This window comes from Limnobacter sp. MED105 (assembly GCF_000170915.1).
Classification (GTDB): Bacteria; Pseudomonadota; Gammaproteobacteria; order Burkholderiales; family Burkholderiaceae_B; genus Limnobacter.
Genome location: NZ_ABCT01000005.1, coordinates 182522 through 208643, shown reverse-complemented (window position 1 = coordinate 208643; position 26122 = coordinate 182522). Strand labels below are relative to the sequence as shown.

Here is a 26122-nt window from a genome sequence, read left to right as displayed (position 1 = left end):
CTGATCTTCAAAAGCGTGGCTATCTCCTTGTTGCTGTGCCCTGCCCCAATCAATTCAAGCACTTCAACCTGTTTGTGAGTGAGTGCTTTTGACAAAGTTGGTATTTGCAGCAGTTCGATATTGGCCTTGCTTAAACCCACGCGGATGAGGTCGATCAATTTTGCAAAGGGCGTAAACTTTGAAAATGCAATAAACCGGTCTAGCTGATGGCGCTTTAACTGACCCATGACTTTGTCGTCATTTGCAGTAATCAATACCGGAATTTCCGGAAACAATGTTTCAAACAGGCCAATGAAAGTCTCAGCCTGAACATCACGCAAATGAAAATCTGTGATGATCAAAGCAGGAAATTCTTCAACGGCATGCCGTGCAGCTTCCTTCAAAGTCGAAAACTGGCGAATGCGGGCGTGGGGTGCCACGTCCTTCACCATTTCGACCAATCCGAAACTGACAATCGGATGATCGTCAATTACAAACACCACTTGCCGCTCCAGGCCTTCAAGTTTTTTTACCACCGCGCTTCTCACAGAAACAATTCACCATGATTTGACTTTAATTCACGAACCGGTCAACCGGTGCGGGAAACAAACTCGGTAAATCAATTCAAATCGACGTTTCAAGGTACTGAGACAAAAAACCATTGACATAGTGTCAATGACTAAACTAACATCCATTTCATGAACTATGTTATCGAACGTCGCGAAGAGGAAAAGGAACGCCGCCGGGAAGAAATTCTGGACGCCGCTGAACTTGTTTTTTCTGAAAAAGGCTTTGACTCAGCCACCATGGATCAAGTTGCACGCAAAGCGAGGGTGTCGCGCGCATTGGTGTACGTGTATTTCAAAGACAAAGCAGCTTTGCATTTGGCCATTTGCCTTCGAGGTTTGCGAACACTGCGCGAGATGTTTGAAACAGCGCGCAAACAGCATGCCACCGGCGAGGCTCAAATTCGCGCGATTGGGCATGCTTACATGCAATTTTCAGAAGAGTACCCCACGCACTTCGCCGCCATGTCCAGGTTTGAAGCGTCCTCACCAGACATGGCCTTTGACGATCCCTGCAACTCCACGCTTGAGATGATTCAAGCCGGACAGAAAGTTCACGAAGAAATGGTGCTTGCATTGGCCACGGGCATGGCAGACAAAACACTACGTGCCGACCTGGACAACCTCATGCAAATTTCCATCACCTTGTGGGGTTTCACTCACGGCACCATTCAACTGGCACAAACCAAAGCAGTCTTTATGGCCAGCATGGGCATCAGCAAAGAATCGTTCATGAACCAGGCGGTCGAACTGGTCATGCAATCCCTGATCAACCGCAATGGCGGAGGCAAAAAATGATCACGCACAATCGCAGAGGCGCCCACAGAAGGGGCGCTTTTTTTTACACTTTATTTGACAGACGTCTAATGGCTGCATTGCTGTTGATGGCTTTTCAATTTCATCAACCCAGTGAGGCAGGCACCCCACTCGACGATTACTTGAGCCAAGCCATGGCCAACAACCCCGCTTTGGCGCAAGCCAGCTTTGAAGTGGAAGCTGAACGACAGCGACTTGAAAATTTGCGGGCGCGATTTTATCCCAGCCTTGCGTTGCAGGCCCGCGCGAGTGTCGCCGAAGGTGGCCGCACCATCGATTTCCCGGCGGGGGATTTGCTTAACCCTGTGTACGCAACATTGAATGCGCAGGCTGTTGCCGCCGGGCAAGCCGCTCGCTTTCCGACCGTAGAAAACCAGTCTATTCCACTGCTCCGCCCCACCGAACAAGACACCCGTTTGATTGTGCGTGGCCCAATTTACGAACCTGTACTGGACCAGCAACTTCAAGCGCAAACCCAAGCAGTCGGCGCACAAGAGGCCGCACAACTGCAGGTAAAAGAAGAGTTGGTGCGCGACCTGCACACCGCCTATTGGCAATATGCACAGGCCAAGGCCAGAATCGCCATTCTTGAGGCCAGCCTGCGAACACTGAAAGAAAATGAACGCATCAACACCGTGCTGTACAAAGCAGGGGAAACAACACTGGATGCCCCCAAACGCGCCGAAGCCGAAACGCTGGAAATTCAGGTTGCCTTGCGCCAAGCTCAAACGCAGGCCTTGCTGGCCCGCGAATATTTCAACTTGTTGCGCTACGCGCCCAACGACAGCGCAGTTGAACTTCCACAAGAAGACCTGAGCCCCAGTGCCCTACAAACCCTGCTGGATGACCTCACGCCGAAAACACAGGGCAATACCCCGGCACCCGCACTCACGCGGCTTGAACGCAGCCTGGCCGCCCAACGCGCCCAGCTGGATGCCAGCCGGGCGACTTACAAGCCCACACTGGGTTATTCGATTGAAGGTGGCTACCAGGGGCGCGACTACAACACCGGCCCCAACACGGGCTTTGCTAGTGCATCGGTCGTATTGAACTGGACCCTGGCAGATGCTGGCATTCGCAGCAGTGAGGTGGCACGCAGCAGGGCTCAGGTACAGGCGCTTGAAGCTCGGGCACGGCAAGTGAACCGCCAACTTCAACTGGCCAAATTGCAGGCCAAGGAAAATCTGCTGGTGTCACTGGACAGCATTCAGGCGCGTATGGCCCAACAAGCTGCATCCGAGGAAAGCCTGCGGATCAATGAACGAAAACGCGATGCAGGCGAGACCACACAAATTGAATTTTTAAGTGCTGAACAAAGTGCCACACGCGCACGTTTGGGCCTGGTCACTGCTGTGTACCAAGCCCGAATTGACCATGCTGTTTGGCAGTACAACAACCGAAACATTCCCGAGCCAAGCCCACAGGAAGGAGCTCAACCATGAAACCCGCACTCGTTATTTCTATCGTCTCCGTATTGGTTCTGGCAGCCTGTGGCCCAGCCACTCCCGAAGAAGCACCGGCTGTAGAGTACCGCTTGGTGAAAACCGAAGCCGTACAAAGCGGCCCGGCTGCAAGTTTGATCGAAGTGCCTGGCATTGGCGCCTTTCGTGACGAAACCCGTTTGAGTTTTAAAGTGGGCGGCGTAATTGAACGGATCAATGTACGTGAAGGAGAAACTGTAGAGAAAGGCCAACGGCTGGCTGCGCTGAACAAACAAGACGTGAATGCCGCCGTCAGCCAGGCCAGCGCAGGCTTTGAGAAAGCCCAACGTGACTTGCAACGGGGTAAACTGCTGCGAGACCAGGAAGTCATCTCGAAAGTGCAGCTCGACAACCTCGAGACCGCAGCGCAAGCAGCGCGCGCACAACTTAGCCAAGCGCAGTTTGCAAGTCAAACTGCTGAAATACAGGCCCAGGCGAATGGCGTGGTGCTGAAGCGTTTTGCGCAAACGGGCGAGGTGGTATCGCCAGGCCAGCCGATATTACTTCTTGGAAGTAAAAGTAGCGGCTTTGTAATGAAGGCAAGCCTGGCTGACAAGCAGGCTGTGCACATACAGCTGGGTGCCAAGGCCGAGGTGCAATTCGACGCACTGCCCGGCGTGCAATGGCCCGGAAAAGTCATTGAACTCAGCCAGGCCGCAGACCCTGCCACAGGTACCTACGGCGTGCTGGTTGAGGTAGACACAGCGGCCCATGAAAATCTGAATCTTTTATCGGGCATGCAGGGGCGAACTCGCATTGAACCCACCAACTTCAATGGCACGCGCAGCTACGTACCCATTGAGGCGGTAGTCGAGGGCGACAACAAAGCCGCCTGGATTTACACCGTACAAGCGGACAACACTGTGAAACGCCAAACTGTTGCAGTGGCTTTCATACAAGGTGACCGAATTGCATTGATTGATGCACTGCCCGAGGGCACACGCGTGGTGAGCACCGGTGCAGCCTACCTGCAAGACGGTGAAACCGTGCAAGTTCAGGAGTAATCCAGATGAAACTCTCGGACTTTTCAATCAAGAACTACCAGTTCACGCTGGTGATCTTTTTCCTGCTGACTGCCATTGGTATCAGCGCGTATCAAAACATTCCCAGAACCGAAGACCCCTATTTCGACATCAGCGCATTTCGCATCAATGTCATTTATCCCGGGGCCGACCCGCGCGAAATGGAACAGCAGGTGGCCAAGCCGATTGAAGATGCTTTGCGCAGCCTGGACGACTTGAAAGAAATGCTTTCAACGTCGCGCAACAGCGGTGGTGTGGTGTTTGTGCGTTTCGATGCGGAAGTCGATGTCGACAAAAAGTTCGATGAAGTCAACCGCGAACTCAACAGCATTCGAGACCAATTGCCCGCAGGCATACAGAAGCTGGAAATTGAACGAATCAACCCCGGCTTCACCAACATCATTCAATACTCACTGGTGTCGGAAACCGCAAGTTATGCCGACCTGGCCAATTATGCAGAAGACCTTTCCGAGGCGTTCGAGCGTATATCCTCGGTGCGCGAAAGCGAAAGCTGGGCCTACCCCGAACAACAGGTGCGTGTCAGCCTGAACTTTAAAAAGCTGGCTGAACTGGGAATACAGGCAGCCGATGTAGCGCGTGTCATTCAGGGTGAGTCACTGAACATTCCGGGTGGGCCGGTAGAGGAAGGCGCACGCCGTTTGAACGTGCAAACCTCGGGCCAGTACCGCAGCGTTGAAGAAATCAGAAACACCGTGATTGCCGGCACCGGCACGGGCGGTGATTTGGGTGGTCGCCTGGTTCGTGTGGGCGATGTCGCCGATGTGCAGTGGGACTATGAAAATCAGGAAGTCATGGCCCGCTTCAATGGTCAGCGTGCGGTGTTTGTCACTGCCAACCAGAAAGACGAACGCAATATTTTTGTGACTCAAAAAGCCTTGCAGGAAACAGCGGACGAATTCGAGAAAACCTTGCCTCCGAATATCAAAATGGAGCGCGGTTTCGAGCAGTACAAAAACGTGGAAAAGCGCATTGATCGCCTCACCTTCGACTTCGCACTGGCGGTAACACTGGTGCTGATCACCCTGTTGCCGCTGGGCTTGCGGGCCTCGGGCATTGTGATGGTCAGTGTGCCTTTGTCGCTACTCACCGGTTTGGCCTGTTTGTACTATGCAGGCTTCTCATTGAACCAGCTTTCAATTGCTGGCCTGGTGGTCGCCTTGGGCTTGTTGGTCGACGACTCAATCGTGGTGATTGAAAACATTTCACGTTACCTGCGCATGGGCTATAACCGTGTGGATGCGGCACGCCTGGCCACCAAGCAAATTTCACTTGCTGTGGTGGGTTGTACTGCAACCCTGTTGTTTGCCTTCCTGCCTTTGTTGATGCTGCCAGACAACGCCGGAAAATTCATTCGCTCCTTGCCGGTGGCCGTGGTATTTACAGTGATTGCATCGCTGTTTGTTGCATTGACCATCATCCCGTTTCTGGCCAGCCGTGTGCTGAAGAAAGACGAAAATGAGCATGGCAATATCGTGCTGCAAAAGCTGATGGGCTTGATCGACAAAATTTACACCCCACTGCTGCACCGCGCCTTGCAAACCCCCAAAACCGTGGTGGCTGCATCACTGGTGTTGTTTGTGGCCAGCCTGGGCCTGGCACCCCTCATGGGCATGTCGCTGTTCCCAAAGGCCAATACTCCGCAGTTTGTAATTGAGGTGGGGCTGCCCCCGGGTTCCAGCCTGACTGCCACCGACAATGTGGTGAAACAGGTTGAAAACAAGCTCTCGGAGTTTGATGAAATTACGGCGGTCATGGCCACCGTGGGCGAGGGCAACCCGCAAATTTATTACAACGTGTTTCAGCAAGACAAACAATCGAACGTGGGTGAATTGTTTGTACAACTCAAGGAATACAACGACGACACGCCCAAGCTGCTCGACAACATTCGCAATGAACTGAAAACAATTGCGGGCGCCAATCTGATTGTGCGTGAGTTTGAAAATGGCCCACCCATAGATGCACCCATTGGCATCCGTTTGGTAGGGCCCGAAATAGAAACGCTGCGTGAATTGTCTGCACAGGTTGAGCGCATCATGCTGGCCAATCCCGGTACACAAAACGTGGACAACCCACAGCGCACCGGGCGCAGCGACCTTCGCCTGAAAGTGAATTTTGAAAAAGCGGGTTTGCTGGGTGTGAACTCAGCGGAGCTGGACCAGGCTGTGCGGCTTGCCATTGCAGGTGCGTTTGCAGGTGAAATTCGCCAGAGTAACGGCGATGCCTACGACATCAGTGTGCGTGGCCCTGCCGGTGTTCGCAGCAATCTAAGCGCGCTGGACGACTTCCATGTGATTTCACGCACAGGCCAGGCAGTACCGCTGACCCAACTCACCACGCTTGAACTGGATGACAACCTGAACAGCATTTATCGCTTCGACCGCGAACGCGCCGTGCTGCTGACCGCTTACACACGCACTGGCTACAACACCGAGAAGATCAGCAATGAAATTGCCAAACAAATCGATGAAATGGGCTTGCCCACTGGTTACCGATACAAAATGGCTGGCGAAGTTAAAAGCAGGCAGGAAAGCTTTGCCGGTTTTGGTACTGCGATCCTGATTACCGTATTTGGCATTTTGGCCATTCTGGTTCTGGAATTCGGCAGTTTCAAAAGCACGCTGATTGTTTTGTTCGTAATTCCTCTAGGGGTTACAGGTGGCATGGTCATGCTGTTCCTGACAGGGAATTCGCTCAGTTTCACAGCGATGATTGGCTTCATTGCGCTGATCGGCATTGAAATCAAGAACTCGATTTTGCTGGTGGACTTCACCAACCAGTTGCGTGAAGAAGGCAAAGGGCTTGATGAGTCCATCGAAGAAGCAGGCCGTATCCGATTCCTGCCGATTCTGCTGACCAGTGCCACCGCCGTGGGCGGCTTGATGCCACTGGCGCTGCAAGGTGGCGGGCTGTACTCGCCCATGGCCTGGGTGATTATTGGCGGGCTTATTTCTTCCACCTTCATTGGTCGCCTGGTTACGCCGGTGCTTTACAAGCTCTTGCCACCCGACTTGCAGAGAACATAGCCTAAGCCCTTGATTTCACCTACAATACGCCCTCAATGCAAGAGGACATCCTGAAATCATGAAAAAACCCGCAGGCCGCAACGGCAGCGCAGGCCGCAGTGGCGACTCGGGCCGTTCCGGCCCACCCGCACGCCCCAGTAACCGAACCAAATCAGCAACCGCAGCCAAACCGGCTGCGGGTTCCGCATCCACAGGCCGTGGACGCCCCAGTGCAGCGGCTGGCAAAGCCGCCGTCACTGCCAAACCCGACCGCAACCGCGCCGCCATGCGCAGCGCACCGGTGGCCCCTGCCGCTGGTACGGCACGCCCGCGCCGCAGCAAGGTCACCGGCACGAACACACTGGACATGCTCGATCCGTTCGAGCCACAACGGCTAAGCAAGATCATGGCGGCCAAGGGTTTGTGTTCCCGCCGGGAAGCCGATTACCTGATCGAGAATGGTTGGGTGCGAGTGAACGGCAAAGTGGTCGATGAGCTGGGTGCCAAAGTGCTGCCCACGGTCACCATTGATCTGGATGCACGTGCCAAGAATGTACTGGGCAAACAGGTCACCATTTTGTACCACAAGCCGATTGGCGTGGTGTCCGGCCAGCCCGAGGGGCGCTACAAAGCTGCCATGGAATGCCTGAGCCTTGAAAACCAGGCTGATCGTAAAACATCCACGCCATTCCAACCCGCCATGCTGAAAGGCCTGGCGCCAGCAGGTCGCCTGGACATTGATTCCACCGGCTTGCTCGTGCTGACCCAAGACGGCCGCATTGCCAAACAACTGATTGACGCCAACAGCACGGTGGAAAAAGAATACCTGGTGCGGGTCGAAGGCGAATTGACTGACCGTGGGCTTGAAATGCTGCGCTATGGTTTGAGCCTGGATGGTGAAGCCCTGAAACCCGCCCGCGTCAGCTGGCAAAACGAAGATCAACTTCGCTTTATTTTGAACGAAGGCAAAAAACGACAAATTCGCCGCATGTGCGAAATCGTGGGCCTGAAAGTGGTGGGGTTGAAACGCGTTCGAATTGGCCGTGTAATGCTGGGCGACCTGCCAGTGGGGCAGTGGCGCTTGTTGACGCCGGAAGAACGATTCTGAAGGGGTGAAAATCCACTCTATTCAGGTGATTGATTACAAATGACTTCCAGTATTCTCGAATTTAACATTTGGAAAAAGTTACATTCGAGAATTCATCATGCATGCCCAGCACTCGGCCCTGAACCAGCAAACTTCCCACGCCCCAGTGCAGCTACCCTCGCAAGGGTTTTTTACGTTTTTAAGCCGGCTCTCTGGCGCGGCACCCAACGCCACTGATTTCACATCAATCCGGATCAACGCCGACTGGCTTTGCGTGGTAGTCAGTTTTGCCTGCCTGATGTTTGCCACGCTCGAGGGCATTGCCTACAACAATGTAGCCCAAGCCCTGGGTTGGGGCATTCCGCTGTTTTTAGGTAGTCTGGCAATTACCCGCTGGCACGCTGGCCAACCATTGACCATGCACATCAACGCTGCGCTGCTGGTTGGCATGGGTGCCTTGCATGTACACATCGCGCGCGGTTTGCTTGAATACCATTTCAGCTTTTTCATGTTACTCCCTGTGATGCTGGCTTACCGCGATACACGCCCCCTTCTCAGCATGGGCTTGTTTATCGTGATTCATCACATTGTGTTCGACATGCTTCAACAAGCGGGTTTCGAATGCTATGTATTTCGGGGGCCGTTCTCGGGCATGCCCGCTGTGGCCCTGCATGGCTTTTATGTGGCCGTGGCCGTGTTACTGCTGTCGGTGATTGCGCAAACACTTCGACAACATGCCTTGGCTGCAGAAGAAAGTGCAAAACTGCTGGCTTACCTGGACAAGGAAAAAGGAATCAACCTGCGTGTGCGTGCTCAAACCGATGAGCAAGGCCGCATGTCGCCCATGGGGCAAGTGTTCAATGACTATGCAGACAACATGGCATTTGTGGTGGCTGCTTTCAAAATGCTTCGGGCAGACATTCGCGAGCTGTCGCAAATTGCGAAAGAACTGGGCGCAGACAACACCCAGCAAATGGAAGACAGCTCACAGGCCTCCAAAAAACTGCGCGACTTTGTTCAAAGTCTGGGTAACCAAACCCGAATTGGACAAAGCACCGCCGAACTGTCCAAGAAGGTGACTGAGGACAGTTTTGATCTGCTCAATGAACTGAATCAATCCCTGGAGCAATTGCAACGCATCAGCAAACAGGCCTTTGATTCCAGCCAGCAAATTCAGACCTTGCACAAAGAGTTCCAGAAAGAATTGTCCCCCGCTGCAGCACAGCAACTGCAAACGACACTGGGCACGCTGGACAGCCTGAACGAACGCACCAACGGATTCATGGCCAGAATGGATGTGCTGAAAAGCGGCCTGAGCGCCATTGAAAATCAACTGGTATCGATTGACCGGGCCACGCACCAATGGGTGGAAAACGGCCACGGCAACCAACGCCAAGGTTGGGAAGTACTCGGTGCCATGGAAGGCATGCAGGCGCGCACGGAAAGTGCCTTTCGCACGTTGGGCAGCACAGTACAAACCATTTTGCGCTCCGATGAACTGATGCGTGAAATGGAAAAACGGCTCTCGAGGTTTGATGTATGAGCCTGAGCAATGTTCTTGACGATCCGCTGATCAACGAACTGCTGGACAGCGGAACCTCGCGTTATGCCCTGTTGGGACACGTGACCGACGAATTAAGCCTCATCGCTGCCAGCAAACTGTTCCGGCAAGAGCTGGGATTCAAGTCGGGTAGTGAATTGATCGTTAACCGGTATGGCATGGCCATTTACCGCGCACTGTCCAACGCGCTGCTCCGACAACAGGGCTGGACTGGCCATGTGAAAGTCAATGAACAATGGCTGCGTTTGCAAATGCTGGCACACGGCGAATTTGGCGTGCTTCAGGAACAAAATGCCAAGCACGCCCAACCGCCAGCCCTTGTACCTCCCGTCAATACACCCGAGCAACGACTTGAGACCTCCGACAGCGCCGATCAGAAAACTCCCACCAGTGTGCTGTTGAATGTTGATGACAAAGGACGCATCAAAAAACTGAGTCCCTCTCTGGAAGAGTTTTTAGGACAAACCAGCGCGCAACTGGAAAATCTGGATGCGGCCAACCTGGTATTTCGCACCGATGTGGGCCAATTCAAGCGACTGCTCGACCAGGTGAAATACCAAACGGGTTCCACAGATGGATCCTTTCGCTTGCGCAACACTTTCAATGATGTGGTGTACTTTGACTGGACTGCCGCCTGCATTGGTGCGGACATCTTGCTGATTGGACGCTCAAGCAACATTCATCTTGAAGAAGCGCTGTTGAAAAGTGAAGAACGAATCAACAACATTCTTGAGTCGATGGACGATGCCTTTTTCGCCATCGACATGAACGGCTATGTGAATTACCTGAACGAGAAAGGAGCCGAGCTGCTGGGCAAAACCGCACCGCTGCTTCTGGGCCGCATGGTGTGGGAACGCGCACCACATTTGAAGAAAACCCCTTTGTTCAAATATGTGAACCAGGCCAAGGGCAGCATGCAGCCTGAAACATTCCAATGGCAGGACCCTGCCAACGAGATGTGGTACCAGGTAAAAGCTTATCCAAGCGATGAACTGATTTCGATTTTCTTCACCGACATCAGCTCAATCAAACGCAATGAAAGCCGAATGCGGCATCAAGCCACGCACGATCCGCTGACAGGCTTGCCCAACCGTTTGGCATTGTCGCAAACACTCCAAGAGCTGCTGGGCAATGACCAGGTGCAGGATTTCAAGCTTGGCCTTTTGTTCATCGATCTCGATGGCTTTAAAGCAGTGAACGACACGCTGGGTCATGACCGTGGCGATGACTTGTTGATTGCCGTATCCAAACGTTTGCGTAGCGTGGTCCGCAGTTCAGACATTGTGGCCCGCTTGTCGGGCGATGAGTTTGTAATCACCCTGCCTTATATTGCCGATCAGGACACCGCGTTCAATGTGGGTCGAAAGGTGGTGGATGCGGTCAGCAAAAAACCGTTTGAGTTGGGCGAGAAGAAAATTTATGTGGGTGCCTCGGTTGGCGTGGCCCTGTTCCCCACCGACGCCACCGATGTCGAGGGCCTGCTGAAACACGCCGATATCGCCATGTACCAAGCGAAACAGGCGGGCAAAAATACGGTGCGCGTGTTCCATGCCAATATGAGTGCAACCCTGCAAACCAAGGTTGATCTGGAAAATGATTTGCACGATGCCATTTTGCATGACCGCATTGAATTGCACTACCAGCCACGCTTCAGCGCCAATGGCTCGATTTGTTCGGTTGAGGCTCTGGCGCGCATGCGTTCGCGCACGGGTGAATTGATTCCCCCAGCCCAGTTCATTCCGATCGCCGAGGAAACGGGCTTAATCATTCCGATGGGCGAGCAGGTGATGCGCAAGGCCTGCAAATGGCTGAAGGACACCAACAAGAAACTGAACAACCCGATCAGTGTTTCAGTCAATGTATCTGGCATTCAACTGCTGGACGGCAAGCTCTGCAGCACGGTTGAAAAGGTACTTAAACTGACCGGCTTGCCCCCCAAACTGCTGGAACTTGAATTGACTGAAACCGTGTTGATGCAAAACCAGGAAACTGTATTGCACGATCTGAACCGCCTGCATGAGTTGGGCGTTTCCTTGTCGATTGACGACTTCGGCACAGGTTATTCATCGCTGGCAACCCTGCATCGCATGCCGGTTCAGTCCATCAAGCTGGACCGATCCTTTGTCAGCAACCTGCCCAACAAGGCAGACAGTGTGATTTTGTCGCGTACCGTGTTGGCCATGGCACAGGCGTTGGGCTTGGGTGTGGTGGCTGAAGGCGTTGAAACCGCGGAGCAACGTGACTTCCTGATTGAGTCGGGTGTGCTTGAACTGCAAGGTTTTGGCTTGGCCCGGCCGATGACTGCCGATGATTCGCGCCAGTTTGTGTGGGCCCAGCAAATTACAAGCGACAAGGCGAAGAAAATTCTGGCGTGACAGCTTGGATTCCGATCTCTCGCTGCCTTCTCAATCGCCCAATCGGCTTGGGTTTGCCTGTTCCGCACATTCAAGAAAACCGCCCCTTGTGAATTCATTCGTAGCGTTTGGCGAACAGCCAACACCGAGACTCGGCTATGTTTTTTGCCGAGCTCGGTGAGCAAGAATTAATTCAACAAGGGATTAAGCGGTTTTCTGTGCGGAATCTGGCAACCCCGTCGAGTTGGCGATATCTCGGCAACCCCGCCGAGGTGGCTGTAGACCAAGGCAGCTTACGCCCTGCCTTCCGCCTTCGCGTCCTCAAGGTCAAACTCAACCCCAAACCCGATCGATCCGCGAAACACCTTCACTTTGATCAAGGGCCCCACCGGGCGAAGCTGATCCCAAATCCAGCGGGCAATGTTTTCTGAAGTGGGTAATTCAATAAACTCGTTTAAATAAGAATGGTCCAGCCGCTTGTGTACCGCGCCCACATGTTGGGTCAACAAGCTTTCAGGCACCACATAACCATCGGTGGCAGGGCCTTCAAACCACACCTCTGCGGTGTAGCTGTGGCCGTGCAACCCTGGCCAATCGGGCAACTGGTGTGCCACATCGAAGGTAAATTGTTTAAAAACTTTCATGGCATTCCAATAACTTTGTGGGTTTGTACACTCAAACGCCACTGCGGTTTGTTCAGGCAGGTTTGTATGGCTGCCTGCATGTTTTTGGCTTTTTTTGCGGGGTCAGTGTCGTCCATGGCTTGCACAAAATAATGGTCAAACTGCAGTTGCCCCAATGCATTTAAATCCTGGCCCAATTGCGGCACCACCACCTTCAATTCATGCCCACGGGTTTGCACCAGTTCGCTACCAAACTTGGGGCTGACACAAATCCAGTCCACGCCCTCTGGCACAGGCAGGGTGCCATTGGTTTCAATCGCAATTTCAAACCCTTGCGCATGTACAGCGTCAATCAGCGCAGAATCGAGTTGCAAGGTGGGCTCGCCACCGGTGAACACCACATAAGGCTTTGCGGTGCCAAGGCCACCTTGATACGTGTCTGCAATGGCCTGGGCCAGGGCAACAGCGTCCTTGAACTTTCCACCACCCACGCCGTCGGTGCCTACGAAATCAGTGTCGCAAAATTTGCACACGGCTGTGGCTCGGTCTTCTTCGCGACCCGTCCACAAATTGCAGCCGGCAAAACGGCAAAACACAGCCGCTCTACCCGCTTGGGCACCTTCGCCTTGCAGGGTATAAAACATCTCTTTGACGGTGTAAGTGGCCACGGCAATTTCGCTTGTTTGTTACAGGCGCAATGCTACTTGAATTGAGAAAGTGTGCCCAGAAAAAGGGCAAAAAAAATGCCCGATATGGTTAACCGGGCAAACCTCAGAAGCAAAAGAGGAGGGATGTGAACCCACAGTTTGCAAGCAGTCGTAATTGCCTGCAAGTCCATTTTTCGAGGCTTTCCTCGAAACTCCAGAGTTACATCCAAGGTTTTTGACTAGAGTAAAAACTCAAAAACCGCGAAATATAATCACCGCTTTGCTTTCCGGTGAACGCTTGTAAGCAAAGAGCCCAATTAGAACAAAACATCCAATTTCCGGATCGTGTTGTTTATTTCTCGCTTGCCTCTTTTAAACACGCCGCCAGCAGCGACTGCATTTTTTCAAGACCCTGCTCATTCATGCATTCAATGTTCCGCTCGGGAATTAAATCCACCTCGGGATAATTGTCGATGGCTTGGCTTAAGCTGTCTTCACGCAACAAATGCAGCATGGGATAGGGCGAACGGTTGGTGTAATTTTCAACATCGTTTGGCTCGGTCCCGCCAAACTGATAATCAGGGTGAAAGCTGGCCACCTGGTAAACACCTTCCAGGTCCATGTCGACCAGTAACTCGTCTGCCGCTTCCAGAAAATCGTTGTACTGGTAAAAATCCTGCAACACCTGCGGATGAATCAGCAGGGTGGTCTCCACCGCTTGGTCCACATTCAGCAAAGCCAACTCATGGGCCAGTTCATCCAGCAAAGTGGCTTCGTCTGTGGATTTGCTCACCACAAAACGCACACGTTCTTTCATCAATTCGCGCTTGGCAAAGGGGCACAAATTGAAAGCCACCACCACTTGCTCTACCCAGCGGCGGGTGGCCTCAACAATTTCAAGATCAGTTGCCTGAGCCATTTAAAAGGGCAACTTCACATCGGGGGCCACCGCCAAAATGGCAGCCTTGAACTCACCTTGAATACGGGCCAGTGCAGTGTCGCTGTCGGCCTCAAAACGCATCACAACCACTGGCGTTGTATTGGACGGGCGCGCCAGCCCAAAACCATCTGCATACTCGGCTCGTACACCATCAATGGTATTGACCGATTCCGAGCTTGGAAATTTGCCCTCAGCCTGCAAGCGTTTCACGATGTCGAAGTTCACACCTTCGGCAGTTTGCAACTGCAATTCAGGGGTACTCGAAGAATTGGGCAAGGCATTCAGTTCAGCGCTGGGGTCACTGCCTCGCGACAAAATTTCAAGCAAACGCACGCCAGCGTACAAACCATCATCAAACCCAAACCAGCGTTCCTTGAAAAACACGTGGCCACTCATTTCGCCCGCCAGTGGTGCGCCGGTTTCTTTCAGTTTGGCCTTGATCAGCGAATGGCCTGTTTTCCACATCAGTGGCTCACCACCAGCAGCCTTCACAGCCTTGGCCACGTGGCGTGTGCACTTCACGTCGTAAATCACCATGGCACCAGGGTTGCGCGCGATCACATCGCGTGCAAACAAAATCAGCTGTCGATCGGGGTAAATGATTTCGCCGTCTTTGGTCACCACGCCCAGGCGGTCACCGTCACCGTCAAAAGCCAAACCAATTTCAGCATCACCGTTTTTCACGCAGGCAATCAGGTCTTGCAGGTTCTCAGGGTGAGCAGGGTCGGGATGGTGGTTGGGAAAGTTGCCATCCACTTCACAAAACAACTCGGTCACCTCGCAACCCAAGGCTTCGTACAAGGTTTTTGCAAAGGCACCCGCCACACCGTTGCCACAATCCACAGCAATTTTCATGGGGCGTGCCAGTTTGATGTGCCCCAGGATGTTGCCCAGGTAATCAGGCCATACATCGAGTTCCCGGTAGCTGCCACGCTGCACACCGGGCACCACGCCACGCACAGGCTTCTCGGTTTGAATCCATTTCAACAAGCCCTGAATGGTGTCGCCATACAGTGTTTCACCGGCCACCATCATTTTCAAGCCGTTGTATTGCGGCGGGTTGTGGCTGCCGGTAACCTGCACCCCGGTGCCATTGCCAAGTAAAAAAGTTGCAAAATAAACCAGCGGAGTGGCCACCATGCCCACATCCACCACATTCACACCAGCATCCCGAAAACCATCAGCCAATGCGCCGCACAGGCGTGGACCACTCAAGCGCCCATCGCGCCCTACTACCGCCTCGTTCTTGCCGCGGCTCAATGCCAGCTGCCCCAAAGCACGGCCCACGCAGTAGGCAGCGTCTTCGGTCAAAGTGTCGTCCACAATGCCACGAATGTCATAGGCTTTGAAAATAGAGGGAGAAATGCTCATGGGTGAATACCTGAAATAGTCAAAATAGAAAATGGGGAACGCAAGTGCCTTATCGAACTGAATGCGTTGAATACACAGACTCAAGGCATAATACTACTTTCGTTGTTTTGGTTTGTTTTCAATATGGCCAACTATGTGATTGGCGACGTTCAAGGTTGTCTCGATTCCCTGCACAAACTGCTGGACAAAGTTCAGTTCAACCCTGAAGTGGATGTGCTGTGGTTTGCTGGCGACCTGGTCAACCGTGGGCCCCGCTCACTGGACACACTGCGCTATGTGCGCAACCTGGGTCAACAAGCCCACACCGTGCTGGGCAACCACGATTTGCACCTGCTGGCCTTGTGGTGCAACAGTGGTCGCAGCCATGAAAGCGACACCATCGCCGAAGTGGTGCATGCGCCCGATGGCGAAGAATTGGTGAACTGGCTGCGAAGCCAACCCTTGGCCCTTCGTTTGCCGCGTACCCAAAACACCGTGGATCAAGCACTACTAACGCATGCCGGCATTTTGCCGCAATGGAGTTTTGAGGACGCATTGGCGTTGTCCAGTGAAGTCCAAGCAGTGCTTTCTGGATCCGATTGGCAAGCCTTCATGGCCGCACTGTACGGCAACAAACCCAATCGCTGGGACCCCGAGCTTCAGGGGTTTGATCGCCTGCGATTCATCGTGAATGTGTTCACCCGCATGCGCATGGTTCGCGACGACGGCAAAATCGATTTCAAATACAAACTGGAGCCAGCGGATGCGCCGCCCGAACTCAAACCCTGGTTCGAGCTTGAACGTGCGTGTTCAGCCGAGGGGCCGATTGTGTTCGGCCATTGGTCAACCCTGGGCCAGATTAAGAACAAGGCCGGCTATTGCCTGGACACGGGTTGCGTGTGGGGCGGTCAGCTGACTGCGCTTCGCCTGGAAGATGAGGTCATCATTCAGGTTGAGGCGGTCGAGCCGCCCTTGCCTACCATTCCCTGATCTCAAACAAGCGCGCTGGTACTGCCACACAGTGCGCGTATTTTTTCGTGTGCTTCATCGCTGAGCTCATGCCGCGTGCGTCCGTCGGTGTTGATCGGCGCGTGAATGTACAACTGCACCACAAACCCGGTTTTGCTGTTCATCAACACCTTGATGTTCTCCAACAAGGTTTGTTCGCCAATGAAAGCCGGCTGTGAAGAAAATTTTCCATCCGGTGTGAAGTACTGCAGGCTGACCGGCAACAAAGGCACCTTGGCCTGAATGGCGGGTTGCACAAAATTGCTGTGAAAATGTAAGGGTGCATCTCCAGGCCCGGTTGTTCCTTCCGGAAACACAGCCACGCAACGCCCGGTAGCCAACACTTTGACAGCAGCGTGAATCACGTCGCGAACGGCATGTCGCTTGCCCCGCTCAATAAACAGAGTGCCGCTTCGCTTGGCCAGCAAGCCACCGATGGGCCATTTGGATATTTCAGATTTGGCGATGAAGGTGACCGGGTGAATGCTGTTGAACGCAAAAATATCCAGCCAGGACACATGCGTGCTGTACAGCAAACAGGGCTTGTGAATGGCGTAATTCGATTCAGGCGATTCATACACCACCTTCACCTGCACATTCAAAATACCCAGCAACTGGCGGGCCCAACGCTTCTCGATCGCCTCTTTCATGGCCTTGCTGAACAAGGGCCAAAACACCAAAGCCACCACAAAACCGTACAGCAGGTGGGTAAGCAGGCGAACCAACATCCAGGCTTTGCGCATTTTTTATTAACCTTATGCTGCAAGCACTTTCATTTTGCTTTTTTCAAGGCTGCTGTAGCCCACGTTGCCATTCACCATGGTCAGTTGCACTTTGCCCTGCATGGGAAAACCATTGAACGGCGTGTGCTTGCCCTGGCTGATCAAACTGGCCTCGCCCACCACCCAATCCACCTCGGGGTTGAACAGGCACAAGTCAGCCGGCATGCCCGTGCGCAAACTACCTGCTTGCACCTTGATAATGTCGGCGGGGTTGCCACACAACAACTCAACAATTCGTGCGGGGGGCACGTTTTGCTCACGCATCCACTTCACAGCCAAAGTCAGCAGCAGCTCCAGCCCGGTTGCGCCAGCTTCGCTTTCCGCAAAAGGCAACAGCTTCGCATCGTCGTCGACTGGTGTGTGGTCGGAACAAATCGCATCAATGGTGCCATCAAGCAAACCGGCGCGAATGGCGTCGCGATCTCGCTGTTCACGCAAGGGGGGAATCAGGTGCGCATTGGGGTCGAAAAAGCCGATGTCCAGATCAGTCAGGTGTACGTGGTGAATCGCCACATCGCAAGTGACAGGCAAACCTTCTGACTTGGCTTGGCGAACCAGTTCAATGCCTTTGGCTGAACTGATTCGGCAAATGTGCATGCGCGTGCCAGTAGACCGAACCAGCTCAAAATAAGCCTGCAGGGCAATGGTTTCAGCCATGACCGGAATGCCGCTCAAACCCATGCGCGATGCATAGGCACCTGCATGAGCCACCCCCCCTTTGCTGAAGTTGGGCTCGGTGGGGCGCAAAAATACGGTGAAACCAAAGTTGCGAGCGTACTTCATGGCTTGCAGCAACACGCGTAAATCGCGAATGGGCGACTCAGCCTGACTAAAACCCACACAACCCGCTTCGGTAAGTTCGGCCATTTCAGTCAGCGTTTCGCCGTTCAAACCCGTGGTCAGGGCACCCAGTGGGTAGACCTTGGCCAGGTTCAACTGGCGTGCCTTGAACTTCAACATCTCGATCAAACCAGGCTCGTCCAGCACAGGCTCAGTATCGGGTGGACACACCAGCGAGGTAATTCCGCCAGCCATGGCCGCTTCCATTTCACTTTCCAGGGTGGCGCGATATTCATAACCCGGCTCACGCAGGCGTGCCGACAAGTCCACCAAGCCGGGCAACACCCAAAGGCCGGTGGCATCAATGGTTTTGCTGGGCGCAAAGTCGGCTGGCATTTCGCCTTTGGGGGCCACCGCCACCACACGACCTGCAGCCACAGCCACCTCCATGATTGCATCGGCACCGATGCTGGGGTCAATTACACGTCCGCCAGAAATCAACACTCGCATTGTTTTTCCTTTATGGGGCAAATTCACGTCAAGCGCTTTTGCTGGACGAAGCCAGAATACTCATGACTGCCATGCGCACGGCAATTCCAAATGTAACCTGATTCAAAATTACGCTTTGCGGCCCATCAGCCACCGCCGAATCAATTTCAACGCCCCGGTTCATGGGGCCCGGGTGCATCACAATGGCGTCGGGTTTGGCATGGCGCAGTTTTTCTTCAGTCAGCCCGAAGTGTTTGAAATATTCCTGCGCTGATGGGATCAAAGCCCCTGTCATGCGTTCTTTCTGCAATCGCAACATGATGATCACGTCGCAATCTTTAATGCCTTCCACAAGGTCGTGATAAACACGCACCCCCATGTTGTCGAGGTGGCTGGGCAGCAAGGTGCTGGGCCCCACGGCACGAACCTCTGGGCACCCCAGAGTGGTAAGGGCATGAATGTCGGAACGCGCAACGCGGCTGTGTAGAATGTCGCCAACAATGGCCACACGCAGCTTGGTGAAGTCTTGCTTGTAATGGCGGATGGTGTACATGTCGAGTAGAGCCTGCGTGGGGTGCGCATGCCGCCCGTCGCCCGCGTTGATCACATGAATGGTGCCGCCACTGGTGCGGTTTAAATGCTGGGCCATGAAGGTAGGCGCACCACTTTCAGAATGACGCATCACAAACATGTCTGCAGACATGGCAGCCAGGTTATCAATGGTATCGATCAGCGATTCACCCTTGCTGGTCGAAGATGAACCAATGTTCAAATTCACCACATCAGCCGACAAACGTTTGGCCGCAATCTCGAATGTGGTGCGGGTACGGGTGGAATTCTCAAAAAACACATTGAAGACTGACTTGCCGCGCAACAGCGGCACTTGTTTTACCTCGCGATCGGTCACCGACAAAAACGATTCTGCCGTGTCCAGAATGCGATGAATCATCGCCTTGGGCAGCCCTTCAATACTCAACAGGTGAATCAGCTCACCTGCGGCGTTCAGTTGGGGGTTATTCAATTTGGTTTTACCTCCAGCTCCAGGCGGAAAGCACCTTGATCATCTTGGGTCAATACAAACGCTTCATTGGGTTTGAGCGGCAAGTGCTTGCCCACGTACTGTGCGTCAATGGGCAGTTCGCGCCCGCCCCGGTCCAGCAACACAGCCAGCTCAATTTTTGCGGGTCGGCCAAAATCAAACAAGTGGTTCACGATGGCGCGGGTGGTTCGGCCCGTGTACAACACATCGTCTACCAGCAAAATGGTACGGCCCTGAACTTCGAAAGGCACCTCGGCGGGCTTGGGCGCCTCTTTCAGACCGCGTTCTGAAAAATCGTCGCGGTAAAAAGCACTGTCCAGAAAACCACAGGGCAAGGCAAAACCCAAATCGGCATGCAAACGTTCGGCAATCCACGCGCCACCGCTGTGCACGCCAATCAGTCCCAGTTCGGAACGGTCTGGAAATGCTTTTTCAATTTGATCGCGCAAGCGGGCATACAAGGCTTCGGGGTTTGGCAGGCTCATCGTCCCTCCAGAAAAAATTGTTCCAGAATCAGGCAGGCACTGCCCATGTCGACTCGGCCTTTGTTCTCGCGGGCGGCCTTGCCTCCCATACAGCTTTCAATAATTGCGCTGGTGTATCGCTCGTCCACCATGGCGCAAGGCAAGGCAAAGCGGCCTTCCAGCTGCCGGGCAAACCGTTCACAGCGGGTGGTCAGTTCATTGTCAGCGCCATCGGGCTGACGGGGTACGCCTACGACCAAGCCCTCGGGCTGCCATTCCTTGACCAGGCTTTCAATTTTTGCAAAACGTTGCTCATCATTTTGTGCTTCAACCACTGCAATGCCACTGGCGGTTTTGGTCAAGGAGTTGCCAAATGCAACGCCAATTCGCTTCAAACCGAAATCAAACGCCAGGTACTGCGTGGGCTTAGGCGATTGTACGGGCTTGGTCATTGATTAAGCATGCCCCGCAGCGCCGCTCATCAAAGCGGGGTCGATACCCAACATGGCGTAGGCGCTTGCAAAGCGTTCTTCCAAAGGTGTGTCGAACAATATTTCATGATTGGCGGGCACGGTGAGCCAGGCGTTTTGAGCAAGCTCCTCTTCTAGCTGCCCTTCGCCCCAGCCAGCATAACCCAGGGTGATCAGCCATTTGCCCGGCGCTTCGCCGCGGGCCACAGCTTCAAGAATGTCGCGAGAGGTGGTCAGGGAAATTTCATCGTTCACTTTCAGCGATGAATTCCAGTTCAAAGGCTCGGTGTGCAACACAAAACCACGTTCAGCCGCAACAGGGCCGCCCATCATCACCGGGAAATGGGCTGGCATGTAACCCGCTACATCCACATTGATTTTTTCCAGCAAACTTTCAATGTCCAGATCAGTGGGCCGGTTGATGACCAAGCCCATGGCACCCTTGCCGGAATGTTCACACAAATACACCACAGACCCTGCAAAACTGGGGTCGAGCATGTTCGGCATGGCGATCAACAACTGACCGGACAAGCTAAATTCATCGGGAGTGGAAATTTCGGTCTCGCTCATGCCAAAATTGTAATGCCTTTTAACTGTGCAAAAGCGGGTGGGCGTTCCTCTACCCGCCTTAAAGCGCACAGACCAACCCAAATTTAAGTTGTTCCCATGCCTGCTTCACTTCTGGAAAACCACCCACTGTCCACTCAACCCAAGCCGGGCCGGTACAGCAAGGGCTTGATGTGGTTTCGGCGCGACCTGCGCACCCACGACAACGCAGCCCTGTTTTACGCGCTCAAGCACTGCGAACAGGTGCATTGCGTGTTCGTGTACGACAAAACCATTCTGGATGCCTTGCCCAACAAGGCAGACCGACGGGTGGAGTTTATTTGGGAAAGCTGCATGGCCCTGAAAACAAAGCTGCAAGGCTTTGGGGGCGATCTGCACCTGATGTATGACCATGCCGAAACAGCAATTCCGGATTTGGCGACGAAACTGGGCGTACAGGCGGTGTTCACCAACAAAGACTATGAACCCGCAGCCATTCACCGTGACATCACCGTGGGCAAAACCCTGCAGGGCAAAGGTATTGAATTGTTTCGCTTCAAAGACCAGGCCATCTTTGAAGAAGATGAAGTGCTGACCCAAGCAGGCAAGTTTTTCAGCGTGTTCACACCCTTCAAGAATGCTTGCCTGAAAAAACTGGACGCATTTCACCTGACGCCCTACCCCAGCGAAGCACGAGTGGGATCACTGGCCAAAGATTCCAATTTGACCGCACCCAGTCTGGACCACATGGGATTCAAACGTACGAATTTGCTGGACATGATCAAGCCTGGCGAGGAAGGTGCGCTGGATGCCTTTGAGGACTTTCTCAACCGCATGGACAAATACAAAGTGGCGCGCGACTTCCCCGCCATCAAAGGCGTGAGCTACCTGAGTGTGCACAATCGCTTCGGCACCATTTCCATTCGCAGATTGGCCAAAGCAGCCTATGACCGGTTTAAATTCGATGGCAGCGAAGGCGCGATGGGTTGGTTGAATGAACTGATCTGGCGCGATTTTTATTTCCAGATCATTTACCACCGCCCCGATGCGGCCGAAAAGGCATTCAAGCCTGAATATGATCAAATTCAATGGGACGCCGACGAAAAAGCACAACGCCTGTTCAAAGCGTGGTGCGAAGGCAAAACAGGCTACCCACTGGTGGACGCCGCGCAACGTCAATTGAACCAAACCGGTTTTCAACACAACAGGTTGCGCATGGTGACCGCCAGCTTTTTGACCAAAGACCTAGGGCTAGACTGGCGCTGGGGCGAGAAGTACTTTGCCGAGCACTTGAACGACTTTGACCTGTCAGCCAACAACGGTGGCTGGCAATGGGCAGCCAGCAGCGGTTGCGATGCACAACCTTATTTCCGCATTTTCAACCCGTACAGCCAGTCCGAGAAATTCGATGCGGACGGCAAATTTATTCGCAAGTACTGCCCAGAGCTGGCCAAACTGTCCAACAAATACATTCACAACCCGGCCGAGTGCCCGCCCTTTGAGTTGCAAATGGCGGGTGTGGTACTGGGTGAAACCTACCCACGGCCCGTGGTTGAACACGATGTGGCCCGAAAGAAAACACTTGAACGTTATTCGGTCGTGAAGAAAGCAAAGGAAGATTGATTTTGTCCGAACTTATGATGGTCAGTGCATGTGCCTTCACCCATAATCAGCGGTGAATTTTCATCACTTAACCCCATACAAGAAGGAGACAAAACAGTGAACGCTTACACCACCGTATTGCTTTACGCCGGCTGGATTCTGGTTCTGGCATTGTTCTACGCCCTACCTCGCGTGCCACAAGCCTTGCTAGGCCAAAAACGTATCGACAGCTGGGAGCGTGGCAAAGAATCCACCGACCCGTTGTTCTTGCAACGCGCAAAATCAGCGCACCTGAACTGTCTGGAAAACTTTCCGGTATTCGCGGGTGTTGTGGCCATGGCCGGGCTGATGGGTGAGGTTGAGGCTATCAATGCTTTGGCTGCCTTCGTACTCTATGCTCGCATTGCGCAAAGCGTGGTACACATCAGCGGTACTTCGTTCATTCAGGTGTTCCTGCGAGCCACATTCTTCTTGCTTCAGGTGTTTATTACGCTGTACATGGTGTATTTGCTGGTCTGTTAAGCGGCTACACGAGAATCAAAAAAACCGCCTTGGTTTGTAGCCAAGGCGGTTTTTTTTACTGAATCGCAGCAAACGCTTTGTCGATGGCCACCTTGGTGGCCTCGATCACGGTATCGTCGTGTGTTACAGATACAAACCCTGCCTCGTAAGCCGAAGGTGCCAGGTACACACCTGCATTCAGCATTGCATGGAAAAACTTGTTGAAACGATCACGGTTCGATGCACTTACTTCCGCAAAACCGGTGGGCACTTTCTCGCTGAAGTAAATGCCGAACATGCCACCAATGCTGTCTGCACAAAAGGTTTCGCCGTGGGCATAGGCCACCTGGTTAAACGCTTCAACCAATTTGCGGGTTTGGGTTTCCAGCTTCTCGTAAAAGCCTTCCTGCTTCAACAAACACATGGTGGTCAAACCTGCTGCCACTGCAACCGGGTTGCCGCTCAAGGTACCCGCTTGATAAACAGGGCCGAGGGGTGCAATGCACGCCATAATGTCCTTGCGACCACCGAAAGCACCCATGGGCATGCCACCACCAATAATTTTACCCAAGGTGGTCAAGTCGGGCGTAATGCCATACACGCCCTGCACACCTTGAGGCCCCACACGAAAACCGGTCATCACTTCATCAAATATCAAGACTGCGCCGTGCTGGGTGCACAATTCGCGCAAGGTATTCAGAAATTCGCGGGTGGGTTTGATCAAATTCATATTGCCCGCAACCGGCTCAACGATGACACAGGCAATGCTGCTGCCGCTGGCTTTGAACAACTCGTGCAGTTGCTCCACATTGTTGTAGTCCAGCACACGGGTGTGCTTGGCGAAATCTTCAGGCACACCTGCCGAGGTTGGGTTGCCGAAGGTCAGCAAACCGGACCCCGCTTTCACCAGCAAGCTGTCTGCATGGCCGTGGTAACAACCTTCAAATTTCACAATGGTGTCGCGGCCGGTGAAGCCACGCGCCAAACGAATGGCGCTCATGGTGGCCTCAGTGCCAGAACTCACCAAGCGAACCTGTTCCAGTGAAGGCAACATGTCGCACAATGTTTCTGCCATCACGATTTCACCCTCGGTGGGTGCACCAAAGCTTAAGCCACCCACTGCGGCGTCTTGCACGGCCTTGATTACTTCAGGGTGCGCATGACCCAACACGGCAGGGCCCCAAGAGCCAATGTAATCAATGTAGCGTTTGTCATCGGCATCCCACACATAGGGACCATTGGCACGCTTGAAGAAACGGGGTGTACCGCCCACCGAACGGAATGCGCGCACAGGCGAATTCACACCACCGGGAATTGTTTTCTGAGCACGTTCAAACAGCACTTCGTTTTGGCTCACTTCCTGACTACTCATTCTTGAAACTCCAAATTATTGATGGCATCCATTGACTGCCTCAACCCACTGCTGTGCCACACTACAAACCTGCTCAGCATTGGGTTCCATTCCAAACAAACCATTGACCACAGCCACGGCATGTGCGCCAGCTTTCATCAATTCGGGTACCCGCTCAATCGTAATTCCACCAATGGCCACAACCGGCACACCCAGACTGCGAGCCTTGCCAAACAAATCGAGTTCAGCGCGCACTGCATTGGGTTTGGTGGCGCTTGGGTACATGGCTCCGAAAGCCACGTAACTGGCACCTTCACGCACGGCCTGTTCGGCCATTTCAAACTGATTGTAACAAGAAGCACCCACCACCCATTTACTTCCTAGGCTGCTTCGCGCCTTCAGAATGGCCTCATCGGTTTTACCCAAATGCACACCAGCCACCGCACCACCCTCAAACTTCGCGAACTCCTCAGAGGGCACATCATTCAAAATCAGGGCGGCATCGTACTTCTCGCACAGGGCATCAAGCTGCCCGACCAATTCGATCAACTCCGCTTGCTGCCAATTTTTCTGCCTGCACTGAAACAAACGTACCCCTCCATCCAGCGCCGCCGCCACACAATCAACGATTGCGTCAGGAGTCCACAGGGCCGAGCGCTCGGGCGTGATGGCGTAAACGCCCTTGATCAGTCGCGTGCTCAGTCGAGTGTCCAGTTCATTCTTCAATCGTGTTCTCATCACTGTCATAGCCATCGTCTTCCAAATGTTGCATCAAGTGCATGCGATCGGGAATCAACTGGCCTTTGCCCACCACAAAACCACAACTGAGGGCTTGCCAAGTGTATTCCAGTGCCAGCTCTACAGCTTCTTGAACGCTCAAACCCTGACCAAGCCCAACGGCACAGGCACTGGCCAAGGTACAGCCCGAGCCATGATATTGACCTGGCAGGCGTTCACAAGGAAATTCAACAACCGGCTGACCAGGCCTATACAAACGATTCACAATATCGCCAGACTCCAGGTGCTCGCCTTTCAACAACACAGCCTTACATCCCATTTTCAAAAGGCGCTCACCGGCTTCATCCACCGTTTGTGCTCCGGTAAATGCCTGTGCCTCGGGCCAGTTGGGGGTCAGCAAATCGACCGCAGGGAACAGCTGATTTCTGTAGTAGTCGAACAGCCCTTGTCCGCCAAAGGCATCGCCCCGGCCGGAGGCCCGCACGGGGTCTACAACCAACGGCACCGAAGGCCACAGGCTTTTTGCTTTGAGCACCGCTGCCACAGCCGCCGTGCTGCCCAACACCCCGGTTTTAATGGCACTGGGCGAAATGCCATCGTCCAGCAAGGCAGTGAGTTGATCATCAATCCAGTCGGGGGTACACGCCTCGAAGCGCGCCACTCCCGCCGTGTTCTGGGCTGTCAGCCCGGTCAGAATGGTCAGGGGATGTGCGCCAAGAGCGGAAACAGTCAAGGCATCGGCTTGCAAACCCGCGCCAGCAGTGGGATCTGATGCTGAAAAGGTCAGCACCAAGGGTACAGTCAGTGTCATTCAAAACCCAAAAAAGACCGACAACCTTTGTAGTCGGCTGCCAAACTCAGTATTATCCACCCGTTGCAATTTTTTTTCTGGAAGTAGCTCAG

At 53.6% G+C, this 26122-nt stretch carries 24 protein-coding genes; 10 read left to right on the top strand and 14 right to left on the bottom strand.

What is annotated here, in order from left to right; genetic code table 11:
• Window positions 1–515 (bottom strand): response regulator transcription factor (locus LMED105_RS07295; RefSeq protein WP_008249791.1); only part of this gene is annotated, 515 nt, incomplete at its 3' end.
• Between the two features lie 162 nt (window positions 516–677).
• Here LMED105_RS07295 and LMED105_RS07290 point away from each other — a divergent pair.
• From LMED105_RS07290 to LMED105_RS16240, 7 genes are all read left to right on the top strand, one after another.
• The gene (locus tag LMED105_RS07290) at window positions 678–1343 is read left to right on the top strand and encodes a TetR/AcrR family transcriptional regulator (protein WP_008249789.1); all 666 of its coding nucleotides are present in this window, start codon (window positions 678–680) and stop codon (window positions 1341–1343) included.
• A gap of 68 nt (window positions 1344–1411) precedes the next feature.
• Entirely contained in the window at window positions 1412–2803 is a 1392-nt protein-coding gene (locus tag LMED105_RS16245; RefSeq protein ID WP_008249782.1) for a TolC family protein, read from the top strand.
• Window positions 2800–3846 (top strand): efflux RND transporter periplasmic adaptor subunit, encoded by a 1047-nt coding sequence (locus LMED105_RS07280; protein WP_040512645.1) that lies wholly within the window; start codon window positions 2800–2802, stop codon window positions 3844–3846. Before LMED105_RS16245 ends, LMED105_RS07280 begins: the two co-directional genes overlap by 4 nt.
• A 5-nt stretch (window positions 3847–3851) precedes the next feature.
• A complete protein-coding gene (locus tag LMED105_RS07275) occupies window positions 3852–6908 on the top strand; it encodes an efflux RND transporter permease subunit (RefSeq protein WP_008249774.1) in 3057 nt (1018 codons plus the stop codon).
• A 346-nt stretch (window positions 6909–7254) separates the two neighbouring features.
• Window positions 7255–7995: a pseudouridine synthase gene (locus tag LMED105_RS07270; protein ID WP_040512761.1), complete on the top strand. Its 741-nt coding sequence runs from the start codon at window positions 7255–7257 to the stop codon at window positions 7993–7995.
• A gap of 97 nt (window positions 7996–8092) precedes the next feature.
• A complete protein-coding gene (locus LMED105_RS07265; RefSeq protein ID WP_008249770.1) occupies window positions 8093–9517 on the top strand; it encodes a methyl-accepting chemotaxis protein in 1425 nt (474 codons plus the stop codon).
• Window positions 9514–11910 carry a bifunctional diguanylate cyclase/phosphodiesterase gene (locus LMED105_RS16240; protein WP_008249769.1) on the top strand — a complete coding sequence of 799 codons (2397 nt, stop codon included), beginning with the start codon at window positions 9514–9516 and terminating at the stop codon, window positions 11908–11910. The genes LMED105_RS07265 and LMED105_RS16240 overlap by 4 nt, the downstream gene beginning before the upstream one ends.
• Window positions 11911–12182: 272 nt before the next feature.
• On the opposite strand, the gene LMED105_RS07255 is transcribed toward LMED105_RS16240, so the two are convergent.
• The 4 genes from LMED105_RS07255 to LMED105_RS07240 form a co-directional block, all read right to left on the bottom strand.
• Window positions 12183–12533, bottom strand: a complete 351-nt coding sequence (locus tag LMED105_RS07255; RefSeq protein ID WP_008249767.1) for a 6-carboxytetrahydropterin synthase — start codon at window positions 12531–12533, stop codon at window positions 12183–12185.
• Window positions 12530–13180, bottom strand: a complete 651-nt coding sequence (queE, locus tag LMED105_RS07250; RefSeq protein ID WP_008249765.1) for a 7-carboxy-7-deazaguanine synthase — start codon at window positions 13178–13180, stop codon at window positions 12530–12532. The genes LMED105_RS07255 and queE overlap by 4 nt, the downstream gene beginning before the upstream one ends.
• A 331-nt stretch (window positions 13181–13511) precedes the next feature.
• The gene (locus tag LMED105_RS07245; RefSeq protein WP_008249763.1) at window positions 13512–14078 is read right to left on the bottom strand and encodes a DUF1415 domain-containing protein; all 567 of its coding nucleotides are present in this window, start codon (window positions 14076–14078) and stop codon (window positions 13512–13514) included.
• The gene (locus LMED105_RS07240; protein WP_008249761.1) at window positions 14079–15470 is read right to left on the bottom strand and encodes a phosphomannomutase/phosphoglucomutase; all 1392 of its coding nucleotides are present in this window, start codon (window positions 15468–15470) and stop codon (window positions 14079–14081) included.
• 123 nt (window positions 15471–15593) lie between these two features.
• On the opposite strand from LMED105_RS07240, the gene LMED105_RS07235 reads away from it, so the two are divergent.
• Window positions 15594–16439, top strand: a complete 846-nt coding sequence (locus LMED105_RS07235) for a symmetrical bis(5'-nucleosyl)-tetraphosphatase (RefSeq protein ID WP_008249760.1) — start codon at window positions 15594–15596, stop codon at window positions 16437–16439.
• Between the two features lie 2 nt (window positions 16440–16441).
• Here the strand turns inward: LMED105_RS07235 and LMED105_RS07230 are convergent, their stop codons facing one another.
• From LMED105_RS07230 to LMED105_RS07205, 6 genes are read right to left on the bottom strand one after another with little or no spacing between them, the layout of a single operon-like run.
• Window positions 16442–17200: a 1-acyl-sn-glycerol-3-phosphate acyltransferase gene (locus LMED105_RS07230; protein WP_008249758.1), complete on the bottom strand. Its 759-nt coding sequence runs from the start codon at window positions 17198–17200 to the stop codon at window positions 16442–16444.
• Window positions 17201–17212: 12 nt separating this feature from the next.
• On the bottom strand, window positions 17213–18529 hold the full coding sequence (locus LMED105_RS07225; RefSeq protein ID WP_008249756.1) for a dihydroorotase: 1317 nt from the start codon (window positions 18527–18529) through the stop codon (window positions 17213–17215).
• 28 nt (window positions 18530–18557) lie between these two features.
• Window positions 18558–19529: an aspartate carbamoyltransferase catalytic subunit gene (locus tag LMED105_RS07220; protein ID WP_008249753.1), complete on the bottom strand. Its 972-nt coding sequence runs from the start codon at window positions 19527–19529 to the stop codon at window positions 18558–18560.
• On the bottom strand, window positions 19526–20032 hold the full coding sequence (gene pyrR / locus LMED105_RS07215; protein WP_008249751.1) for a bifunctional pyr operon transcriptional regulator/uracil phosphoribosyltransferase PyrR: 507 nt from the start codon (window positions 20030–20032) through the stop codon (window positions 19526–19528). The genes LMED105_RS07220 and pyrR overlap by 4 nt, the downstream gene beginning before the upstream one ends.
• A complete protein-coding gene (gene ruvX, locus LMED105_RS07210) occupies window positions 20029–20463 on the bottom strand; it encodes a Holliday junction resolvase RuvX (RefSeq protein WP_008249749.1) in 435 nt (144 codons plus the stop codon). The genes pyrR and ruvX overlap by 4 nt, the downstream gene beginning before the upstream one ends.
• A gap of 3 nt (window positions 20464–20466) precedes the next feature.
• The gene (locus tag LMED105_RS07205) at window positions 20467–21051 is read right to left on the bottom strand and encodes a YqgE/AlgH family protein (protein ID WP_008249747.1); all 585 of its coding nucleotides are present in this window, start codon (window positions 21049–21051) and stop codon (window positions 20467–20469) included.
• 96 nt (window positions 21052–21147) lie between these two features.
• Between LMED105_RS07205 and LMED105_RS07200 the strand changes: the two genes are divergently transcribed.
• Both LMED105_RS07200 and LMED105_RS07195 read left to right on the top strand, forming a co-directional pair.
• Entirely contained in the window at window positions 21148–22650 is a 1503-nt protein-coding gene (locus LMED105_RS07200) for a deoxyribodipyrimidine photo-lyase (RefSeq protein ID WP_008249745.1), read from the top strand.
• A gap of 96 nt (window positions 22651–22746) precedes the next feature.
• Window positions 22747–23151: an MAPEG family protein gene (locus LMED105_RS07195; protein WP_040512746.1), complete on the top strand. Its 405-nt coding sequence runs from the start codon at window positions 22747–22749 to the stop codon at window positions 23149–23151.
• Window positions 23152–23206: 55 nt separating this feature from the next.
• Here LMED105_RS07195 and hemL read toward each other — a convergent pair whose 3' ends face one another.
• The 3 genes from hemL to LMED105_RS07180 are packed head-to-tail and all read right to left on the bottom strand — an operon-like array spanning window position 23207 to window position 26030.
• Window positions 23207–24502, bottom strand: coding sequence for a glutamate-1-semialdehyde 2,1-aminomutase (gene hemL, locus LMED105_RS07190; RefSeq protein WP_040512642.1), 1296 nt, complete (start codon window positions 24500–24502; stop codon window positions 23207–23209).
• 15 nt (window positions 24503–24517) lie between these two features.
• Window positions 24518–25228: a thiamine phosphate synthase gene (thiE, locus tag LMED105_RS07185; RefSeq protein WP_198006811.1), complete on the bottom strand. Its 711-nt coding sequence runs from the start codon at window positions 25226–25228 to the stop codon at window positions 24518–24520.
• Complete coding sequence (locus tag LMED105_RS07180; RefSeq protein WP_008249737.1) at window positions 25197–26030, bottom strand: hydroxymethylpyrimidine/phosphomethylpyrimidine kinase; 834 nt, start codon at window positions 26028–26030, stop codon at window positions 25197–25199. Before LMED105_RS07180 ends, thiE begins: the two co-directional genes overlap by 32 nt.
• Between the last annotated feature and the right edge of the window lie 92 nt (window positions 26031–26122).